A 16,941-nucleotide genomic window follows, 5' to 3' on the forward strand; every position below is an offset into this window, starting at 1 on the left:
CTGTCGGTTTTCCTGCCTTTATCCGGTATCCGTGGCGAGCCGTGAAAACATCACGTGGTCGTGCCACTGACCGTTGATCTTCAAATATCCGCGCAGATAACCTTCCCGCTGAAACCCGGCCTTTTCAAGCAGGCGCATGCTGCGCGCGTTATCTGGAATACAGGCTGCTTCAATACGGTGCAACTCAAGCCCGGAGAAGATGTAAGGAATAACCAACTGAAGGGCAGCGTACATATGCCCCTGGCCGGCATGGCGTTCGCCCATCCAGTAGCCGATCATGCAGCTTTGTGCCGCCCCCCGCCTGATATAGCCGATGGTGATGCCGCCGACGAGTGTCCTGTTTTCCTTGAGGAAGATGAACAGCGGGATCGCCTGGCCGGAGGCATATTCCTGCTTGCCGCGGATGACGCGGGCGCGGTAGGCGCCTTCCGTCAGCTCGTCGCGCCGCCAGGTCGGTTCCCAGGGTTCCAGGAACTTGCGGCTTTCGGCGCGCAGCCGGTGCCACTGGTTGAAATCCTGATAGCGCGGCAGCCGCAGGAGATATTTGTCATTCTCCAGCTCAACCGCATCCGGCTGCCGCGACAGAAACCGAAACACCGATTTTGGCATCGATCACTCCCGGCAGACGGACGTCGGCTCAACTGGCCTGCATCGTCTTCGGCGCCGGGACCGAAAGCGAGGCAACGATGTCTTCCATCGGCGCGAGCTGCTCGAGCGGCCCGATCGCCGAAAGCGTCGGCACCGTGTCGTAGAACAGCCGGCCGGCGAGGTCGGTCAGCCGCTCGATGGTGATGCCTTCCAGCCGTTCCATCATCTCCGGATTGGAGATCGGCCGGCCGTAGAGCATCATCTGCCTGGCGACCTGGCCGGCGCGGGCGGCCGGGCTCTCCTGGCCCATCAGCAGCTGGGCGCGGATCTGGGCGCGGGCGCGCTCGATTTCCTTCTGGTGGATCTGATTGGCCGACTTGTGCAGCTCGTCGATAAGGACGGGCACCAGCTCCGGCAGGTTCTCGCCGCCGGTCGCGGCATGAATGCCGAAGATGCCGGTGTCGGAAAAACCCCAGTGGAAGGCATAGACGGAATAACAGAGGCCGCGGAATTCGCGCACCTCCTGGAACAGCCGCGAGGACATGCCGCCGCCGAGGATATTGGCCAGAATCTGCGAGCAGTAAAAATCGCGGGCGTGGTAAGGCTTGCCCTCGAAGCCGAGCAGGATCTGCGCATCCATCAGGTCGCGCGGTTCGCGCACGCTGCCGCCGATATAACGCGCCGCTTCCATGACCGGCGGCGCGGATGGCGCGGTCGGCAGGCTCGCGAAGCGATCCTCGACCATGCGCAGGAATTCCTGATGATCGACGGCGCCGGTCGCCACCACGAACATGCGGTCGGTCGTGTAGTTGCGGCCGAGATAGGTGCGGATCTGCTGCGGCGTGAAGGAGACGACGGTCTGCGGCGTGCCGAGGATCGCGCGCCCGAGCGTCTGGTCGCGATAGGCGGCCTCGGAGAAGCGGTCGAACACGACGTCGTCGGGCGTGTCGTTGGCAGCGTTGATCTCCTGCAGGATCACCTGCTTCTCACGCTCCAGCTCCTCCTCCTCGAAGGCCGATTCCGTCAGGATGTCGGCGAGAATGTCGACGGCGAGCGGCACGTGGTCCTTGAGCACCCGGGCATAATAGGAGGTCGTTTCGGTCGAGGTGGCGGCATTGACCTCGCCGCCGACATCCTCGATCTCCTCGGCAATCTGGCGGGCCGAGCGGCGCGCCGTGCCCTTGAAGGCCATGTGTTCGAGCAGGTGGGCGATGCCGTGCTCATCTTCCGTCTCGTTGCGCGATCCCGATTTGATCCAGACTCCGAGCGCAACGCTTTCCAGGTGCGGCATGGTTTCTGTGACTACTGTCAGCCCGGATTTGAGCCGGGTGCACTCAACTGTCATTGGCTATCTTTCTGCGCCTGCCGTCGTCTCGCTGCGGGCGTGTTTGCCGATGAAGGTCTCAACGGCTTTCAGCTCCGGTTTGATGATCTGGAAACGCTCCTCCCTTTGCATCAGACCAGCAAGCCACGTCGGAAGCGCCGGGTCAATACCGCTGGCCGATTTTACGGCAACCGGGAATTTCGCCGGATGCGCGGTCGCAAGCGTCACCATCGGCGTATTCGGCTTCTCTTTCTTCTTTGCCACGAAGACGCCGATCGCCGAATGCGGATCGAGCAGGTAGCCGGTCTCGGCATGGGTCTTGCGGATCGTCTCGGCCACCTGCCGCTCGCTCGCGCGCCCGGCCCGGAAGTCGCGGCGAATCGCCTTCAGCGCTTGGCCGCCGATCTCGAAGCCGTTGGATTGTTTCAGGCTTTCCATCGCCGCGCGTACCTTCGAGGCATCGCGCCCATAGGCTTCGAACAGCAGCCGCTCGAAGTTCGACGAGATCTGGATATCCATCGACGGCGAGCTTGTCGCCTTGACCGCCTTCATATCGTAGCGGCCGGTCTTCAGCGTCCGCGTCAGGATGTCGTTTTCATTGGTGGCGATGACAAGCCGGTCGATCGGCAGGCCCATGCGCTTGGCGCAGTAGCCGGCGAAAATATCGCCGAAATTGCCGGTGGGCACCGTGAACGAGATCTTCCGGTCCGGCCCGCCGAGCGCCACCGCCGTCGTAAAATAATAGACGATCTGGGCCATGATCCGGGCCCAGTTGATCGAGTTGACGCCGGAGAGACGGACCTTGTCGCGGAAGGCCGCATCGTTGAACATCGCCTTCACCAGGTTCTGGCAATCGTCGAAATTGCCCTCGACGGCGAGCGCATGCACGTTGGAAGAGGTTGAGGTCGTCATCTGCCGCTGCTGCACCGGCGAGACCTTGCCGTGCGGGAAGAGGATGAAGATATCGGTGCGCTCGCGCCCGGCGAAGGCATCGATCGCCGCCCCGCCGGTATCGCCCGAGGTGGCGCCGACGATCGTCGCCCGCTCGCCGCGCTTTTCCAGCGCATAATCCATCAGCCGCGCCAGCAGCTGCATCGCCACGTCCTTGAAGGCGAGCGTCGTACCGTGGAACAGTTCCATGACGAAGCTGTTCGGCCCGGTCTGGATGAGCGGAGCGATCGCCGGATGGCGGAAGGTGCCGTAGGCCTCGTCGATCATTGCCCGGAAGGTCGCCTCGGGGATCTCGCCATTGGTGAAGGGCGAGAGAATGGTGAAGGCGATCTCCTGATAGGTCTTGCCCCTGAGCGCACGGATCTCCTTCTTGGAGAAGTGCGGCCATTCACGGGGAACGTAGAGCCCGCCGTCGCGCGCCAGCCCGGTCAAGAGGGCGTCGCAAAAGCCGAGGGAAGGGGCCTCGCCGCGGGTCGAGATATAGTCCACGTTCATCATCCTTGATCTATCGCTGAAAGACATCGGGCCGGGCGCGGCCATGGGCTTGCCTTGCCGGAAACCGAGAAGGCGTGGCCCTGCGGACATACGATCGCCGTTATCTTGTTGAAGTTGCCCGCATCCGGCGGCGAAAAGTGCATCAAAACGGCGCGTACCCAATCGATTTTTATTTGAGCCGCTGATATAGACCATCGCAAACCGTCGTGAAAGGCCTCACGCAAAAGACATGGGGCCGCCAAGAAACGCTTGTGCAAGGGGTGGAATATCGTGCTCGGCAAGGTCTCGCGTCTCATCGTCTCCGCTTCTCTTGTCGGCCTGCTCGCCGGCTGCAATTCGCTCGGCATCGGCGGCGACAGCAAACCGGAGGCTGCGCCCGCCCAGCCGAACGGCAACGCCCAGATCATGCCGCTGGCACCCGCCAACCCCTCCTCGAACAATCCTTCGATCGGCACGGCCAAGACCGCGCAGGGCACGACTGCCCCGGTCGTCCAGGGCGCCTGCCCGCAGATCTTCATGCGGGATCAGGATGCGATCTTCCGCACTTATGCCAAGGGCAAGAAGGACGATCCGCAGCAGATCGCCGTCCAGGCCTCCTTCGGCGATTACACCCGCCAATGCATGCTGAACGACACCAATCTGACGATGACGGTCGTCGCCCAGCTGCGCCTGATCACCGGCCCGGCCGGCGCTCCCGGCCCGGTGACGCTGCCGATTCGCGTCAGCGTGCTCGACGGCGAAAACGTGCTCTACTCCGAGGTCACCAAATTCCCGACTGAAATCCCGGCGGGCTCGCCGGGCACGCAGGTCATCTTCCGCAAGGAAGGCATCAAGATGCCCGTCGGCGCCGGCGCCCTGGTGCGTGTCAACGTCGGCTTCGACACCCAGCCGGTCAAGAGCAAGAAGAGCAGCTAGATTTTGCATTCGCACGAGCTTCGGCAGGAGCGCCCCTCACAAGCCTCGGTAATAGCGACGTCTTAAAAGCTGCGCCGCCGATGCGTTTGGCAACATCGCCAACCCCACATTCCGTCATCTGGGCTTGACCTGGCTTGACCCTGGGATCCACGACCCGGCATTAGGCTTCTGTGATTTTCCTGCAGTTGGATGCCGTGCCTTTCCACGCCGTGCCCGCCGCATGGATCCCAGGGTCAAGCCCTGGGATGACGGAGGAGAGGTGGTGCCGCGATCGATAACTCCGCGGCGTGGAGAGAGGTGGTGCCGGATGCATTAGTCCGCCGGCGCATCAGAGGTGGTGTCTGGGCTCATCGGCACAGCTACGGCGATGAAGCGACGCCAGATCCGGCGCCCACAAGCTTCGGCGAAAGCGACGTGTCACAAGCTGCTTCGGCGGTACGTTTGGCAGGAGCGTCCTTCACAAACCTCGGCAATAGCGACGTCTCACAAGCTGCGCCGCCGATGCGTTTGGCGAGAACGCCAACCCCACACTCCGTCATCCCAGGGCTTGACCCTGGGATCCACAACCAAGCACGCGGCCTCAATAATTCCCTGCAGCTGCACTCCATCGCTCCTGACGGCGTGCCCGCCGCATGGATCCCAGGGTCAAGCCGTGGGACGGAGGAGAGGCGTTGCCGGGAGGCATACGCCCGTCGGCGTGGAGGAGGGGTGTGCCGCGACCGCATCGGGCCCAGCAGCCGAGCAAATGGCCGAGGCCTTAAAGCACGCCTTCCCAGGCGGCCAGCGCGGCAACGACGCCCGGCAGGTCGTTCATGCGTGAGATCACCGTCTCGGCGCCGGCATCGGTCAGTTTATCGGCATGGGCGGGGTAGCTGTGCGAGGCGCCGGTAAAGCCGATGACGCGCATGCCGGCGGCGCGCGCCGCATGTACGCCGTGAACGGAATCCTCGACCACGACCGTCTTGTCGGGAGTGACGCCCATGCGGCTTGCGCCGTGCAGGAAGATATCCGGCTCCGGCTTGACGCGGTCGGCGCCGAGATCCTTGGCGGAGAAGATGTTCGGCGCGAAGAGCGGCATCAGGCCGACCTTGCCCAGCATCATGTCGAGCCGCTTCATGCTCGAATTCGAGCAGATGCAGCGCTTCATCGGCAGCCTGGAGACGGCGAATTCGACGCCTGGGATCGCCTTGACGTCATTGGCCAGCCTGATGTCGAGCAGCTTCTCGGACTTGTCGAGCAGAGAGGCCGAAAGCGGGATGCTGGCCTCACGCTCGACCTGCAGCAGGATGTTGTGCCAGGTCATGCCGGCGAAACGCTCGCCCATTTCCTCGACGCCGATCGGATATCCGGCCTCCGTCAAAAGCGCGGATTCAACTTCGGCCGCGATGATTTCGGAATCGACGAGAACGCCGTCGCAATCGAAGATGATGAGGTCGAAGCCGTCCATTGTTCACGCCTTGCTGGAAATCTTGTCTTGTCCGGGGATGCTGCGGCTTTACACGATGGCCGGCCAAAGCTCAACCTGATCTCAAGCATGGCTGGGATGCGGCAGGCGACCGGCTCCGTAAAGCCGCTTCCACCCGGATGACCAGAAGCTCGTTCAGGACGCTCCGGGCTGTCCCGCCACTTCGTAGCGCGCCCGGCTCAGGCTGACCAAACTGGCTGCGGCTGCGCAGCCGCCCGATATGACGACCGCAAAGTCGAGTGCCGTCGACAGCGCCAATGTTGCAAATAGGATTGACATGGAGATCCCGCCCAGGGTTTGGCCGAGAAGCCGCGCGGTGCCCTGCATGGCGCCGGCCGCACCGCTTCTGGCTTTCGGTGCCGAAAGAAGGAGAATGCGGTTGTTCGGCGTCTGGAACAGTCCGAAACCGAGGCCGGCGACCACGGTGCCGACGACAAAGGCGATGCCGCGCGGATCGGGCGGCGTCAGGCCCGCCACCAGCAGACCAAGCGCCAACAGCGCCCCGCCGATGGCGCAAAGCCATGCCGTCTTGACGCGGTTTGCCAGGCGTCCCGAGATGGGCGCAATGATCGCAGTCGCGGCCGGCCAGGCCATCATGTAGAGACCGGCCAGAACCGGCGTCATGTGCAGCCTGTGCTGCAGGTAGAAAGGGAGCGCGATGGTGCCCAGCATCTGACCGCAGAAGCAGAAAATCGAGGCAATGACCGATACGCGGAATGCCGGTGCGGCCAGGAGATCGGTCGGAATGAGCGGGACGTCACTGTTCCGTTCGAGGCGCAGCAGGCTGAACAGGCAGGCGAGCGACGCCACGATGAGGGCGGCGCCGCTGACCGGCGCGGTCGCAATCCGATCGGCGCCTGAAAAGAACAGGATGAACATCGCTGTATTGGCCAGCAACACCTTCGCATTCAGCTTCCGCTTCGCGCCTTCGACCTGCCCCAGCAGGCCGCCGCCGAAGAGAACGATCATGCCTAGCGGTATGTTGACCGCAAACAGCCAGGGCCAGCTCGTAACGGAAAGGATGGCGCCGGCAAGGCCCGGGCCCGCCGCGGAGGAAATGGCGATGATCATGGCATTGACGCCGATGATCGGACCCAGCATGTGCTGCGGCAGGGCCTGGCGCAGGTTCATCATCGCGAGGGCCATGATCGCGCCCGCGCCAAGGCCCTGCGCGAAACGAGCAAGGATCAGCACGGGCAGATCGCTCGCCAAGGCGCAGGCTGCTGACGCCGCGGTAAACAGCGCGACGCCGATCAGGAAGACCCTGCGCGCGCCGTAGATCTCGCCGAGCGCCCCGCAGGGAAGAATGGCGACGAGCACGGCCAGCTGATAGGCGGAGACGACCCATACGGTGCTATCCGCTTGCGCGTGCAGCGAAAGCGCGATCGAAGGCAAGGCGACATTGGCGATCGCCCCATCCAGAACGACGAGAACAATTGCCAGAAGCAGGAGGGCGACAGCCAGGTACCGTCGGGGTGACGCCAGGCCATCTTGAGAGATCGGGGGGGTGCAGGTGAGGGACATGGAAACTCCGGGATGCTTATGGGATGGCCGATTCATTAGCCCTCGTCGATCTCCTGCGCCAGACGCAACTGAAGCAATTGACCGTTGCATACAGCGCCATGCCTGATAGAATAGCGCCATGTCCGATCTCGATTTCAATCTTCTGGTGGCGCTGGATGCGTTGCTGCGCGAGCAGAGCGTATCGGCCGCCGCTCGCCGGCTTGGCCTCAGCACATCGGCCATGAGCCGGACGCTGTCGCGCTTGCGGGCGGCACTCGGGGATCCGATCCTGGTGCCGGCCGGGCGCGGCATGGTCGCCACACCGCATGCCCTGGCGATTGCCGAAGAGGTGCAGGTGTTGAAGGACGCCGTGAAAGCGGTGCTGAGTCCGCCATCGACCGTGGAAATCCGGGAAGTGCGGCGCGACTTCACCATCCGTGCCAATGAGGCCTTCGTGCTTCTCTACGCCGCCGATCTCAGCGCCGCCGTGACCAACGCCGCACCGGGGATAAGGCTTCGTTTTGCGCCGCGATCGGACAAGGACGTTCAGGCTTTGCGGGACGCGGCAATCGATTTGGATATCGGTGTCCTGCCGCGCGACGGCGGGGAGCTGCGTTGCCAGAGCCTTTTCGAGGACCGGTTCGTCGGTGTCGCAAGGGCGGGGCATCCGATCTTCGATGCAGGGCTAACGGCTGCGGGCTATGCCGCCTGTGGTCATGTGGTCTTCTCGCCGCAAGCGGACTATGCCGGTCCCGTCGACAGGGCGCTCGCCGAGCTGGACCTTTACCGGGACGTCAGGCTGATCGTCCCGAGCTTTCCAGCGGTGATCGCCGTTGCAGCGGCTTCCGATCTGATCGGCTCTATCCCGAAGTCCTATTGCAAGTCTTCCCCGATCAGCGGGATCAGGACCTTTGACCTGCCAGTCGCCGTGCCGGTTTTCAACATCGTCCAGGCCTGGCACCCTCGCATGGATGCAGATCCCGCCCATCGCTGGCTGCGGGCGCTGATTTTCGAGACTTTCCACAACGCAATGAACTGAGGAAGCGAGGCACGCCGCAGGCTGCGTCGAAGCTGTCGAACGCAGCTTGAATCGGGAAACGAGCTCACGCAGCTTTGCAGCTCCGCAGGTTGTAGCGGTTTCGCTCGATGGATGGTTGAATGCTCTGTGTTGGCGGCAGGGGGACCGTCATTGAGCGCCGGTCCGCAATGGCGGCAAGGCACGGCTCACCTTGTTCAAGAGAGGTGAGCCCACTTACCTTATTGTTGCGGCAAGATGATCTTCTGAGTGGTCGTGCCTTTCACCGGCTTCTCGCCGGGAACATGCGACATCGTACGCGTTGTGCTTTGCAAGCTGTCGCCGTCCGTGCTGGTCTTGGTGCGGGACTTGCTGAACGTGCCCTGGTCGACCGCCTGGGCCTTGGTCTGCGCCTTCAGCTTGTCGCCATTGTCATTGATGTGGGTCTTGCTTTGCGCCTTTCCGTCGACCGTCGCGGCACTTCCGCCGGATCCGATCGACGATGTCGTGCCGCCGTCAGTCTGGCAGGCGCCGGCCGTCCCGACGGAGCTCGCGGATGTGCCGCCGACAGCAGCGCTTCCCGCCGTTCCAACGGTTCCTGCCGCGTTACACTCTTCTGCAAGAACGGTCGGGCTCGATGCGAGCAGTGCGATCGAGGCGGCAGCAATAAGATTGATAGGTTTCATTGCCATCTCCTATTTCTTCGGTTTCGTCACCGAACAGGTTCCATCGGAACGTTTGGTGATGACGGTGCCGTCGGGCCGGGTAACGCTGGCGGTCGAATAGCTGTCGACGCTTCCCGAACTCGACGAGGATCCGGCGGAGGCCGATGACGAGGTGGAGCCAGCCGAACCGCTCCCCGTCGTGGTCGACGAGGACACGTGCCCGTTGCCGGCGGTGACGGTGGTGGACATGTCGCCTGCCTGGGACTGGACGACGGTGCACGTCGTTCCGTCGTCGAGCTTGATCTCCTCGGCCATGGCCTGCCCGCCGATCGCCACGAGCGATGCCGTCAATGCGATTGTCGGAAATCTGGTCATTGCTTTCATCTCCAAAGGTTTTGGCCGGCGCCATCAAGGCGCCGGCCGACATCGTCAGCAACCTTTAGTGCCGGCGGCGTCCTTCTTGACCTGGCCCGGTGCGCAGCCTTTCTTGCCTTTGTTGTCGTGCGAAGAGCCTGCAGCACTGCTGCCGGTGCCGACAGTACTGCCGGTCTTGTCTCCATCCGCCGACGATGCGCCGGTTCCGACACTCGAAGCGGAATTGGCATCGCCCGAACCTGCGGCGCTACCGCCGGTTCCCACGCTGCTGCTGGACGTGCCGCCGCCGGCCGATGAACCGCCGGTGCCGAGCGTCGAAGCAGAGCCCGAGCCGGACCCCGACCCAGCAGCGCTACCGCCGGTGCCGACGGAACTGCTGGATGTGCCGCCGCCAGCCGACGAGCCGCCGGTGCCGAGGGTCGAGGACGAGCCGGAATTGCAGTTGGTCGTGCCGGCCGGGCAGGTGCCCCCGGCAGAGCTGCCACCAGTACCGACGGTGCTGCTCGCAGTTCCGCCGCCTGCCGACGAACCGCCGGTTCCGACCGTGCTTGACGATTGGGCGTAGCCGGACGCCGCCGTGCCGGCCAGAAGGGCCGCTGCCAATGCCAGATGTGTTACCTTCATCATAGGATATTCCTCCGTTTGTTCTTGAAGCGCTTTCGCATCCGGAGCGGATGGATAGCTCCATGGCAAACTTCGGTTAAACCTCACTGTTCCTCTCTTAAGCCCTCGGTCGGATAAAACCCCGACTTTGGTCTGATCCCGATCGCGATCGGCTGGCGGCGAAGAAATTAGCAATGCTGTTCTGCAGCGGCGCGACACGAGCAGCGTTGCCGGTCCAAGGGCTTGATCCTACTATGGGCGACAAGAGGAGAGGGACCATGAGGCTGTCAGCTCTTTGCCCGCGCCCGACATACGCCGGATGACCCGCTTTACGGTGCTCAACTGCGTGAAACGGCGGAAGGCCAAAGCGTCCTGGGTGAAGCCGAGAGCAATCACGCGGCGTTGGCGCTGACGCTGGCGGCGCTGCGGGCGCACGTACGGCAGGAAGGTGAAAAGACGGCAAGTGCATAATGGCGCGCCGTTTCCGCAACTTCGCGGCAGGTTTTTGCAGATCTGCGGCCAGTCTATCCAGCCGGAAAAAGCAATAGAAATTGCCGGTCGCCTTCCGGGGTAAAGAGGATCGAGCGGCTTTCCGTCGTTCGCCGCGCCCAGCCCCTGTCGAGGAAACTTGCAAGCAGGGCCTTGCCGAGACTGCCGGCCAGATGGGCGCGCCTTTCGCTCCAGTCGAGGCAGGAGCGGCAAAGCGGGCGGCGCGAGGATCGGAGATTGCCGACGTCGATGCCGATGCGGGCGAGATCGCTTTCGCCCTTTTCGGTCAGCGCCAGCCCTTCGCCGACCGCCTCGATCGCGCCGGAGGCGATCAGACTGTCGAGCATGCGCACGCCGTAATCGCCGGCCAGATGATCGTAGCAGATGCGCGCCTTGCGCAGCGCCGGTTCCTTCGGGCCGGGCCGGTGGCGCAGATGGCCGCGTCCGGCTGCAAAACCCATCATGCTTTCGATCAGCCGGGCGACGGCCTCGTCGGCCAGCGTGAAATAACGGTGGCGCCCCTGCTTGCGCTGGGTCAGCAGCCCGCCGGCTTCGAGCTTGGCAAGATGGGTGCTTGCCGTCTGCAGCGTGATGCCGCCGACGCCGGCAAGCTCGGTTGCCGTCAGCGCCCGCCCGCCGGTCAGCGCCGCCAGCATGTTGGCCCGCGCCGGATCGCCGATCAGCGCGCCGATCTGCGCAATGTCAGGTCCTTCCTTCATACTTCGATCGTAGCCGAAGCATCGCCGTCGGGCAATGTGCGAAAACGGGGAAGCACAAAGGAGAACCCGATGATCACCTGCTTCATCCGTTATCAGATCGACCCCTTCAAGAAGGAGGCCTTTGCCGAGTATGCGCGCAACTGGGGCCAGGCAATTCCGAAGAACGGCGCCGACCTGATCGGCTACTACGCTCCGTATGAGGGGTCGGCAACGACGGCTTACGGCGTCTACAATATCGAGAGCCTCGCCGCCTATGAAGCCTATCGTGCCAGGCTGGCGGCCGACCCGCTCGGTCGCGAGAATTACGAATTTGCCAGACGCGAAGGCTTCATCCTGAAGGAGGATCGCATCTTCCTGAAAAATGTCTCCGCCCCTCACGCCAAGCTAGTGCTGCCATGATCGCCGTCATCTTCGAAGTCGTGCCCTATATGGGCGAACGCCACAAATATCTCGATCTTGCCGGCGAGCTGCGCACCGAGCTCGAAACGATCGACGGCTTCATCTCGATCGAACGTTTCGAAAGCCTGACCAACCGCGGCAAGCTACTGTCGCTCTCGTTCTTCCGCGACGAGGCGGCGGTCAGGGAATGGCGCAATCGCGAGGCCCACCGGGCCGCCCAGCAGGCTGGCCGCGGCGGCGTCTTCGCCGATTACCGCCTGCGGATCGCCAGTGTCGTGCGTGATTACGGCATGTTCGAACGCGACGAGGCGCCGGCCGACAGCCGCAAAGTCCATGATGCGGCATGATGCAGAGCCGCTCCGGGCGGGCCACCGGCGCCCTGAAAGTTGCTTATCTATGGCCTCTTGGCAGTCACGCAACTGGCGCGCGCGTGACAGCAAATTATATCCGTCAGATGATGAAGAGAATGCTATCTACGGTCTTCATCTGAAACCAGACCGGAAACCGAACTGTGTGGACTTCAAGGATCGTTAAATTTGCTTGGACGGCTATATTTTCCTTTATCTTCATTGTCTTCGCATTTTACGTCCTCTCGATGATTGTCGCTTTTATCCAATATCCTGATCGCATTGGAGTTACATTCCCGGAGCGAGCAATCTCAGATGCTGCTGGTTTGATCAACGGCAATCCAAGTGAAATTGACGGTGAGTGTAGCGAAAATGGTAGTTATTTTGAGAAGAAAGTTAGTTGCGAGATGAGAAGAATTAAAGGTAATAAAATAACGGATACTATATCATTGGAATATGAGCTGATTTTTGACTCGATACTGAGTTTTTCTGATGTGAGGGAAAATCTGGAATAAAAAGATGACAGATGCCCTCGGTCCGATGGGACCTGCGCCCGGTTACCCCGGCAGCCACAATAAATTCCCGAATTCGGTCATCGCTTCAGGCTTTGGTAACTAAGTTGGGTAACCATAACGGAGAGTTAAGCGTAAAGCGTATGAGTGAGTATCAGAATGGCGTCAGTTTTTCCGCTTGCCGACCTCAAGGCTTCCGTCAAGGCGGACTCCTGGGTTGACACGATCATCAAGGGCGACTGCGTGAGCGCCCTTGAAGCCTTGCCCAACCACTCCGTCGATGTGATCTTCGCCGACCCTCCGTATAATCTTCAGCTCGGCGGAACGCTGCACCGTCCCGACCAGTCGCTGGTCGATGCGGTCGACGACGAATGGGATCAGTTCGCCTCCTTCGAAGCCTATGACGCCTTCACCCGCGCCTGGCTGCTCGCCTGCCGCCGGGTGCTGAAGCCGACGGGCTCGATCTGGGTGATCGGCTCCTACCACAATATTTTCCGCGTCGGCGCCACGTTGCAGGATCTGAATTTCTGGATCTTGAACGACATCATCTGGCGCAAGACCAATCCGATGCCGAATTTCAAGGGCCGCCGTTTTCAGAACGCCCATGAGACGATGATCTGGGCAAGCCCGAATGCCAAGGCCAAGGGCTATACCTTCAATTACGATGCGATGAAGGCCGCCAATGACGACGTGCAGATGCGCTCCGACTGGCTCTTCCCGATCTGCAACGGCAATGAGCGGCTGAAGGGCGAGGATGGCAAGAAGGTGCATCCGACGCAAAAGCCGGAAGCGCTGCTTGCCCGCGTCATCATGGCTTCGACGAAGCCCGGCGATATCGTGCTCGATCCCTTCTTCGGTTCGGGAACGACGGGTGCGGTCGCCAAGCGTCTCGGCCGTCACTTCGTCGGTATCGAGCGGGAGCAGGATTATATCGACGCGGCTTCGGCCCGCATTGCCGCCGTCGAGCCGCTCGGGAAGGCGGAACTGACTGTCATGACCGGCAAGAAGGCTGAGGTGCGCGTTGCCTTCAACGTGCTTGTCGAAAGCGGCCTGATCAAGCCCGGCCAGGTGCTGACCGACGCAAAGCGCCGCTACAGCGCCATCGTTCGCGCCGACGGCACCGTCGCCTCGGGCGGCGAGGCCGGCTCCATTCATCGTCTCGGCGCCAAGGTGCAGGGTCTCGATGCATGCAACGGATGGACCTTCTGGCATTTCGAAGACGGGCAGTCCCTGCGCCCGATCGACGATTTGAGGTCCGTCATCCGCAGTGATCTGGCAAAGGTGGATTGAGCAGCGCCTTCGCGGGATCGAAATACCTTCTTCCGGTTTCCTCCAGTTGCGGAAGAAGACCAAGGCGCCCGGGGTTCAAGCCTCGGGCGTCTTCTATTTCAAGATCCGGCTTGCCTCGTCAAAAGGCCTTGTAGTCGGTGACCTCGACGCGCGTGATGCGGCCGTCTTCATTGAAGGTGATCGTCTCCTCGCCCTCGCGCAGCAGCGGCTTGCCGGTCTGGCTGTGGGTGGCGCGGAGCGACCAGACGGCGCGGCCGGAGAAGGGCGTCAGGTTTTCCACCAGCGAATTCTCGGCCGTCTGATCGGCGTAATCGTCGAAATAGCGCCGGAAGGCGGCCATGATTTCGGGTCGTCCGGCAAGGCTGCCGACCCCGTTCGAGACATAGGTCGCGTCCTCGGCGAAATAGTCCTCGATTGTGGGAAAATCCAGCGCGTTGATGGCGGCGTGGAAGCGTTCGATTTCTTCTGCCGGGTCGAAGGCCATGGGTCTCAGACCCTCACGCCATGGGCGGCGAGATCGCTGCGCAGTTTATCCGCGCCCGAAAACAGCACTGCGTTCCAGCCGAAAGCCTTGGCGCCTTCGACATTGGCCGGCGCGTCGTCGATGAAGATCGTCGCGGCGGGGTCGAGGCCGAAGCTCTTCGTATGCGTCTCGTAGATCGCGATGTCAGGCTTGATGAGGCCGACATCGCCGGAAACGGTGACGCCGCGTGGTTTCGTCAGGAAGGGGAAACGCACCTGCGCCTCGCGAAACGTGTCGGAGGCGAAGTTGGTGAGCATCGTCACGTCACGGCCCTCCTCGATCAGCCCCTCCATGATCGCGACGCTCTCCTCATAGGCATGCGGGACCATCTCGTGCCAGTATTTGCGGAAGGCGCGGATATGCTCCTCGCGTGTCGGATGCGCTTCGATCAGCAGCGCTTCGGCCTCCGCCCAGGTGCGGCCGCGGTCCTGCTCGACGTTCCAGTCATGGGTGCAGATATTGGCGAAGAACCAGTTGCGCTCGGCCTCGTCGGGAATGAGGCGGGCGAAGGGTAGATTGGGATCGTAATGAATTAGGACTTTGCCGATATCGAAAACGATATGCTTTATTTCGGTGGTCATGTTTATGCCCTGGATGTTTTGAATGCGAGAGGAATAGCCGCTGCGATCGCTTTTTTCATGACGGTCGGCAAGGCCTGCGTTTCAAGATTTGTAACTGGTTCCCACCATCCGTCATCCATGTCAGGCTTTTGGGCAATCGCCGCCCGCCAGATTGCAAGCCTGAGCTCGAAATGGGTGAAGACATGGGTAACAGTGCCGCTGGCCTGCCATCCGGCGGCGAAAGGAGCGGCCGCCGCCGAGGTTTCGCCGTCGAGCCGCGCCGTCCAGGCCGTCGTCGGCACCTCGGTCATGCCGCCGAGCAGGCCGCTTTCACCGCGCCGCCTGAGCAGGATCTCGCCCTCTCTGGTCACGGCGATGAAGGCCGCGCCATGGCGCACCGGCTTTTCCTTCTTCGCCGCCTTGACCGGAAAGAGCTCGGGATCGGACAATTTCAGCGCCTGGCAGGCGTCTCGGAACGGACAGAGCGAACAGGCCGGGCGCTTCGGCGTGCAGATCGTCGCCCCAAGATCCATCATCGCCTGGGCGAAATCGCCCGGCCGGCCCGGCGGCGTCAGCAGCGCCACCTTCGCCTTCATCAGCGGCTTGGCGCCAGGAAGCGGTGTTTCGATCGCATAAAGCCTGGAGATCACCCGCTCGACATTGCCGTCCATGACGGCAGCCTGCCGGTTGAAGGCGATGGCCGCGACGGCCGCTGCCGTATAGTCGCCGATCCCGGGGAGCGATTTCAGATCCTCCTCTGTATCGGGAAAGACGCCGCCATGTTCCCTCGCCACCGCTTCGGCGCATTTCTTCAGATTGCGGGCGCGCGCGTAATAGCCGAGGCCCGCCCAGGCGGCCATCACCTCGTCGTTGTCGGCCGCGGCGAGATCGGTGACGTCAGGCCAGCGCCGGAGAAACTTCTCGAAATAGGGTTTGACCGCCTGCACCGTGGTCTGCTGCAGCATCACTTCGGACAGCCACACCCGGTAGGGATCGGCGCGGACGCCGCGCGCCGCCATGCCGGGCGAAACGCGCCAGGGCAGATCGCGGTGATGGCGGTCGTACCAGTCGAGGAGGGGCTTTGCCGAGAGCGTATCGAGTGTCGTGGTCGTCATGATTTGCCGCAATGGGGGGAAGGCCTTATACTTGGCGAAGCAATGGCGCGCGATCAAGTCGGCCGTGCCACTTCGTGGCGCCGTCCAAGGGTTTCGATGAGTTATCCACGCAAAGATGTGAAACAGATTTCCGAGCTGGCGAACGGGCTGATCGATCCGGTCCTGGCGCGCCGCGCCGGCATCAACACGGCGCTGCTTGGCTCCTGGAGCGAGATCGCCGGCGAGGATTTCGCCGATTGCACCCGCCCCGAAAAAATCGCCTGGGCCCGCGGCGGCGGCGATGACGGCAGCTTCCGCCCCGGCGTGCTGACCATCGCCTGCGAAGGCGCGCGCGCTCTTTTCCTCACTCATGCCCAGGGCGAACTCATCCAGCGCATCAACAGCTTCTTCGGCTTCGCCGCCATCCACCAGATCCGCATCGTCCAGAAGCCGGTGTCGCAAGCCGTCCGCCGCTCCCGCACCCCGCCGTCGCTGAAGGGCGAAGCCGCCCGCAAGCTCAAAGGCATGATGGAGGGGATAGAGGGAGACAAGCTGCGCCAGGCGATTGAGCGACTGGGCACGGCGGTGATGGGCAAGCGGGGACGATGAATGCAGTGGACAAGCATCCGGCTCTAGCGCGGTTCCAGGGCGTTCCTAAATCACACCCTTCTTCAGGATGAAGTTTCCATAGGGCCGTGTTTCACCCGTCTGAACCACCGCGAAGCAGGCTTCTGCAATCGGATAGTAGGCGAAGCGCTCGACAGGCTTGCTCCTGATGCCGCGCTGTTCGGCGGTCGCGCAAAGCAATTCCACATCCGAATGAACGGGCAGTAATATCCCGGCCTGATCCGGATCCTCCATGTGCATGAGCGGCTGTTCGACGAAGTGATCGAGCGGCATGACCGCCAGGATCGCTTCTATGGTCTCCGTGGCGCTGGCCGCGTTCATCGATATGAGTTTGCCGCTTCCGGTCTTTTTCGACACGCGGGACGCCGAGAAATTCTTGTCGACGATGGCTATCTCGTCGCCATGGCCCATCGCGCTCAGTATCCACAAAAGATCCGGGCAGAGAATCCCGGGTATGTTTTTCAGCGCCATGTGCGTTCCTC

General features: G+C 62.4%; 20 protein-coding genes. 7 read left to right on the forward strand and 13 right to left on the reverse strand.

The genetic code is table 11. The annotated features are described in order from the left end of the window. Positions 1–18: 18 nt before the first annotated feature. Genes FHT70_RS23900 through thrC form a run of 3 tightly spaced genes read right to left on the reverse strand, consistent with a single transcriptional unit; the run spans position 19 to position 3,361 of the window. Positions 19–609, reverse strand: coding sequence for a GNAT family protein (locus tag FHT70_RS23900; RefSeq protein WP_183705278.1), 591 nt, complete (start codon positions 607–609; stop codon positions 19–21). A gap of 28 nt (positions 610–637) precedes the next feature. Then, positions 638–1,933, reverse strand: coding sequence for a pitrilysin family protein (locus FHT70_RS23905; RefSeq protein ID WP_183705280.1), 1,296 nt, complete (start codon positions 1,931–1,933; stop codon positions 638–640). Between the two features lie 3 nt (positions 1,934–1,936). After that, positions 1,937–3,361, reverse strand: a complete 1,425-nt coding sequence (gene thrC / locus FHT70_RS23910; RefSeq protein WP_183705282.1) for a threonine synthase — start codon at positions 3,359–3,361, stop codon at positions 1,937–1,939. A 264-nt stretch (positions 3,362–3,625) separates the two neighbouring features. Here thrC and FHT70_RS23915 point away from each other — a divergent pair, with 264 nt between their 5' ends. Beyond that, positions 3,626–4,273: a hypothetical protein gene (locus tag FHT70_RS23915; RefSeq protein WP_183705318.1), complete on the forward strand. Its 648-nt coding sequence runs from the start codon at positions 3,626–3,628 to the stop codon at positions 4,271–4,273. Positions 4,274–5,030: 757 nt separating this feature from the next. Here FHT70_RS23915 and FHT70_RS23920 read toward each other — a convergent pair. Together FHT70_RS23920 and FHT70_RS23925 are read right to left on the reverse strand one after the other, a co-directional pair. Next, positions 5,031–5,720: an HAD family hydrolase gene (locus FHT70_RS23920; RefSeq protein WP_183705283.1), complete on the reverse strand. Its 690-nt coding sequence runs from the start codon at positions 5,718–5,720 to the stop codon at positions 5,031–5,033. A 153-nt stretch (positions 5,721–5,873) separates the two neighbouring features. Then, entirely contained in the window at positions 5,874–7,262 is a 1,389-nt protein-coding gene (locus tag FHT70_RS23925) for an MFS transporter (protein WP_183705284.1), read from the reverse strand. A gap of 118 nt (positions 7,263–7,380) precedes the next feature. Here FHT70_RS23925 and FHT70_RS23930 point away from each other — a divergent pair, with 118 nt between their 5' ends. Then, the gene (locus FHT70_RS23930; RefSeq protein WP_097597667.1) at positions 7,381–8,280 is read left to right on the forward strand and encodes a LysR family transcriptional regulator; all 900 of its coding nucleotides are present in this window, start codon (positions 7,381–7,383) and stop codon (positions 8,278–8,280) included. A 218-nt stretch (positions 8,281–8,498) separates the two neighbouring features. Here FHT70_RS23930 and FHT70_RS23935 read toward each other — a convergent pair whose 3' ends face one another. The 4 genes from FHT70_RS23935 to FHT70_RS23950 form a co-directional block, all read right to left on the reverse strand. Continuing rightward, positions 8,499–8,942, reverse strand: coding sequence for a hypothetical protein (locus FHT70_RS23935; protein WP_183705285.1), 444 nt, complete (start codon positions 8,940–8,942; stop codon positions 8,499–8,501). A gap of 9 nt (positions 8,943–8,951) precedes the next feature. Beyond that, the gene (locus FHT70_RS23940) at positions 8,952–9,296 is read right to left on the reverse strand and encodes a hypothetical protein (RefSeq protein WP_085777237.1); all 345 of its coding nucleotides are present in this window, start codon (positions 9,294–9,296) and stop codon (positions 8,952–8,954) included. Between the two features lie 54 nt (positions 9,297–9,350). Further along, positions 9,351–9,923 carry a hypothetical protein gene (locus FHT70_RS23945; protein ID WP_085777238.1) on the reverse strand — a complete coding sequence of 191 codons (573 nt, stop codon included), beginning with the start codon at positions 9,921–9,923 and terminating at the stop codon, positions 9,351–9,353. Between the two features lie 500 nt (positions 9,924–10,423). After that, positions 10,424–11,107 (reverse strand): metalloregulator ArsR/SmtB family transcription factor, encoded by a 684-nt coding sequence (locus tag FHT70_RS23950; protein ID WP_183705286.1) that lies wholly within the window; start codon positions 11,105–11,107, stop codon positions 10,424–10,426. A gap of 69 nt (positions 11,108–11,176) precedes the next feature. Here FHT70_RS23950 and FHT70_RS23955 point away from each other — a divergent pair, with 69 nt between their 5' ends. The 4 genes from FHT70_RS23955 to FHT70_RS23970 all read left to right on the forward strand — a co-directional run bounded on the left by FHT70_RS23955 (position 11,177) and on the right by FHT70_RS23970 (position 13,655). Then, entirely contained in the window at positions 11,177–11,506 is a 330-nt protein-coding gene (locus FHT70_RS23955) for an NIPSNAP family protein (protein ID WP_183705287.1), read from the forward strand. Next, positions 11,503–11,853 carry an antibiotic biosynthesis monooxygenase gene (locus FHT70_RS23960; protein ID WP_183705288.1) on the forward strand — a complete coding sequence of 117 codons (351 nt, stop codon included), beginning with the start codon at positions 11,503–11,505 and terminating at the stop codon, positions 11,851–11,853. The genes FHT70_RS23955 and FHT70_RS23960 overlap by 4 nt, the downstream gene beginning before the upstream one ends. 248 nt (positions 11,854–12,101) lie before the next feature. After that, the gene (locus tag FHT70_RS23965) at positions 12,102–12,368 is read left to right on the forward strand and encodes a hypothetical protein (protein ID WP_246721958.1); all 267 of its coding nucleotides are present in this window, start codon (positions 12,102–12,104) and stop codon (positions 12,366–12,368) included. Between the two features lie 156 nt (positions 12,369–12,524). Beyond that, entirely contained in the window at positions 12,525–13,655 is a 1,131-nt protein-coding gene (locus tag FHT70_RS23970; protein WP_183705291.1) for a site-specific DNA-methyltransferase, read from the forward strand. 118 nt (positions 13,656–13,773) lie between these two features. Here FHT70_RS23970 and FHT70_RS23975 read toward each other — a convergent pair whose 3' ends face one another. The 3 genes from FHT70_RS23975 to mutY are packed head-to-tail and all read right to left on the reverse strand — an operon-like array spanning position 13,774 to position 15,853. Then, the gene (locus FHT70_RS23975; protein WP_183705293.1) at positions 13,774–14,139 is read right to left on the reverse strand and encodes a nuclear transport factor 2 family protein; all 366 of its coding nucleotides are present in this window, start codon (positions 14,137–14,139) and stop codon (positions 13,774–13,776) included. Positions 14,140–14,144: 5 nt separating this feature from the next. Then, positions 14,145–14,759: an HAD family phosphatase gene (locus FHT70_RS23980; protein WP_183705295.1), complete on the reverse strand. Its 615-nt coding sequence runs from the start codon at positions 14,757–14,759 to the stop codon at positions 14,145–14,147. Positions 14,760–14,761: 2 nt separating this feature from the next. Next, a complete protein-coding gene (gene mutY / locus FHT70_RS23985) occupies positions 14,762–15,853 on the reverse strand; it encodes an A/G-specific adenine glycosylase (RefSeq protein WP_183705297.1) in 1,092 nt (363 codons plus the stop codon). 96 nt (positions 15,854–15,949) lie between these two features. Here mutY and FHT70_RS23990 point away from each other — a divergent pair, with 96 nt between their 5' ends. Then, a complete protein-coding gene (locus FHT70_RS23990; protein WP_183705299.1) occupies positions 15,950–16,441 on the forward strand; it encodes a DUF721 domain-containing protein in 492 nt (163 codons plus the stop codon). 45 nt (positions 16,442–16,486) lie between these two features. Here FHT70_RS23990 and FHT70_RS23995 read toward each other — a convergent pair whose 3' ends face one another. Next, a complete protein-coding gene (locus tag FHT70_RS23995; protein ID WP_097597641.1) occupies positions 16,487–16,930 on the reverse strand; it encodes an RbsD/FucU domain-containing protein in 444 nt (147 codons plus the stop codon). Between the last annotated feature and the right edge of the window lie 11 nt (positions 16,931–16,941).

The organism is Rhizobium sp. BK049 (genome assembly GCF_014193135.1).
Classification (GTDB): domain Bacteria; phylum Pseudomonadota; class Alphaproteobacteria; order Rhizobiales; family Rhizobiaceae; genus Rhizobium.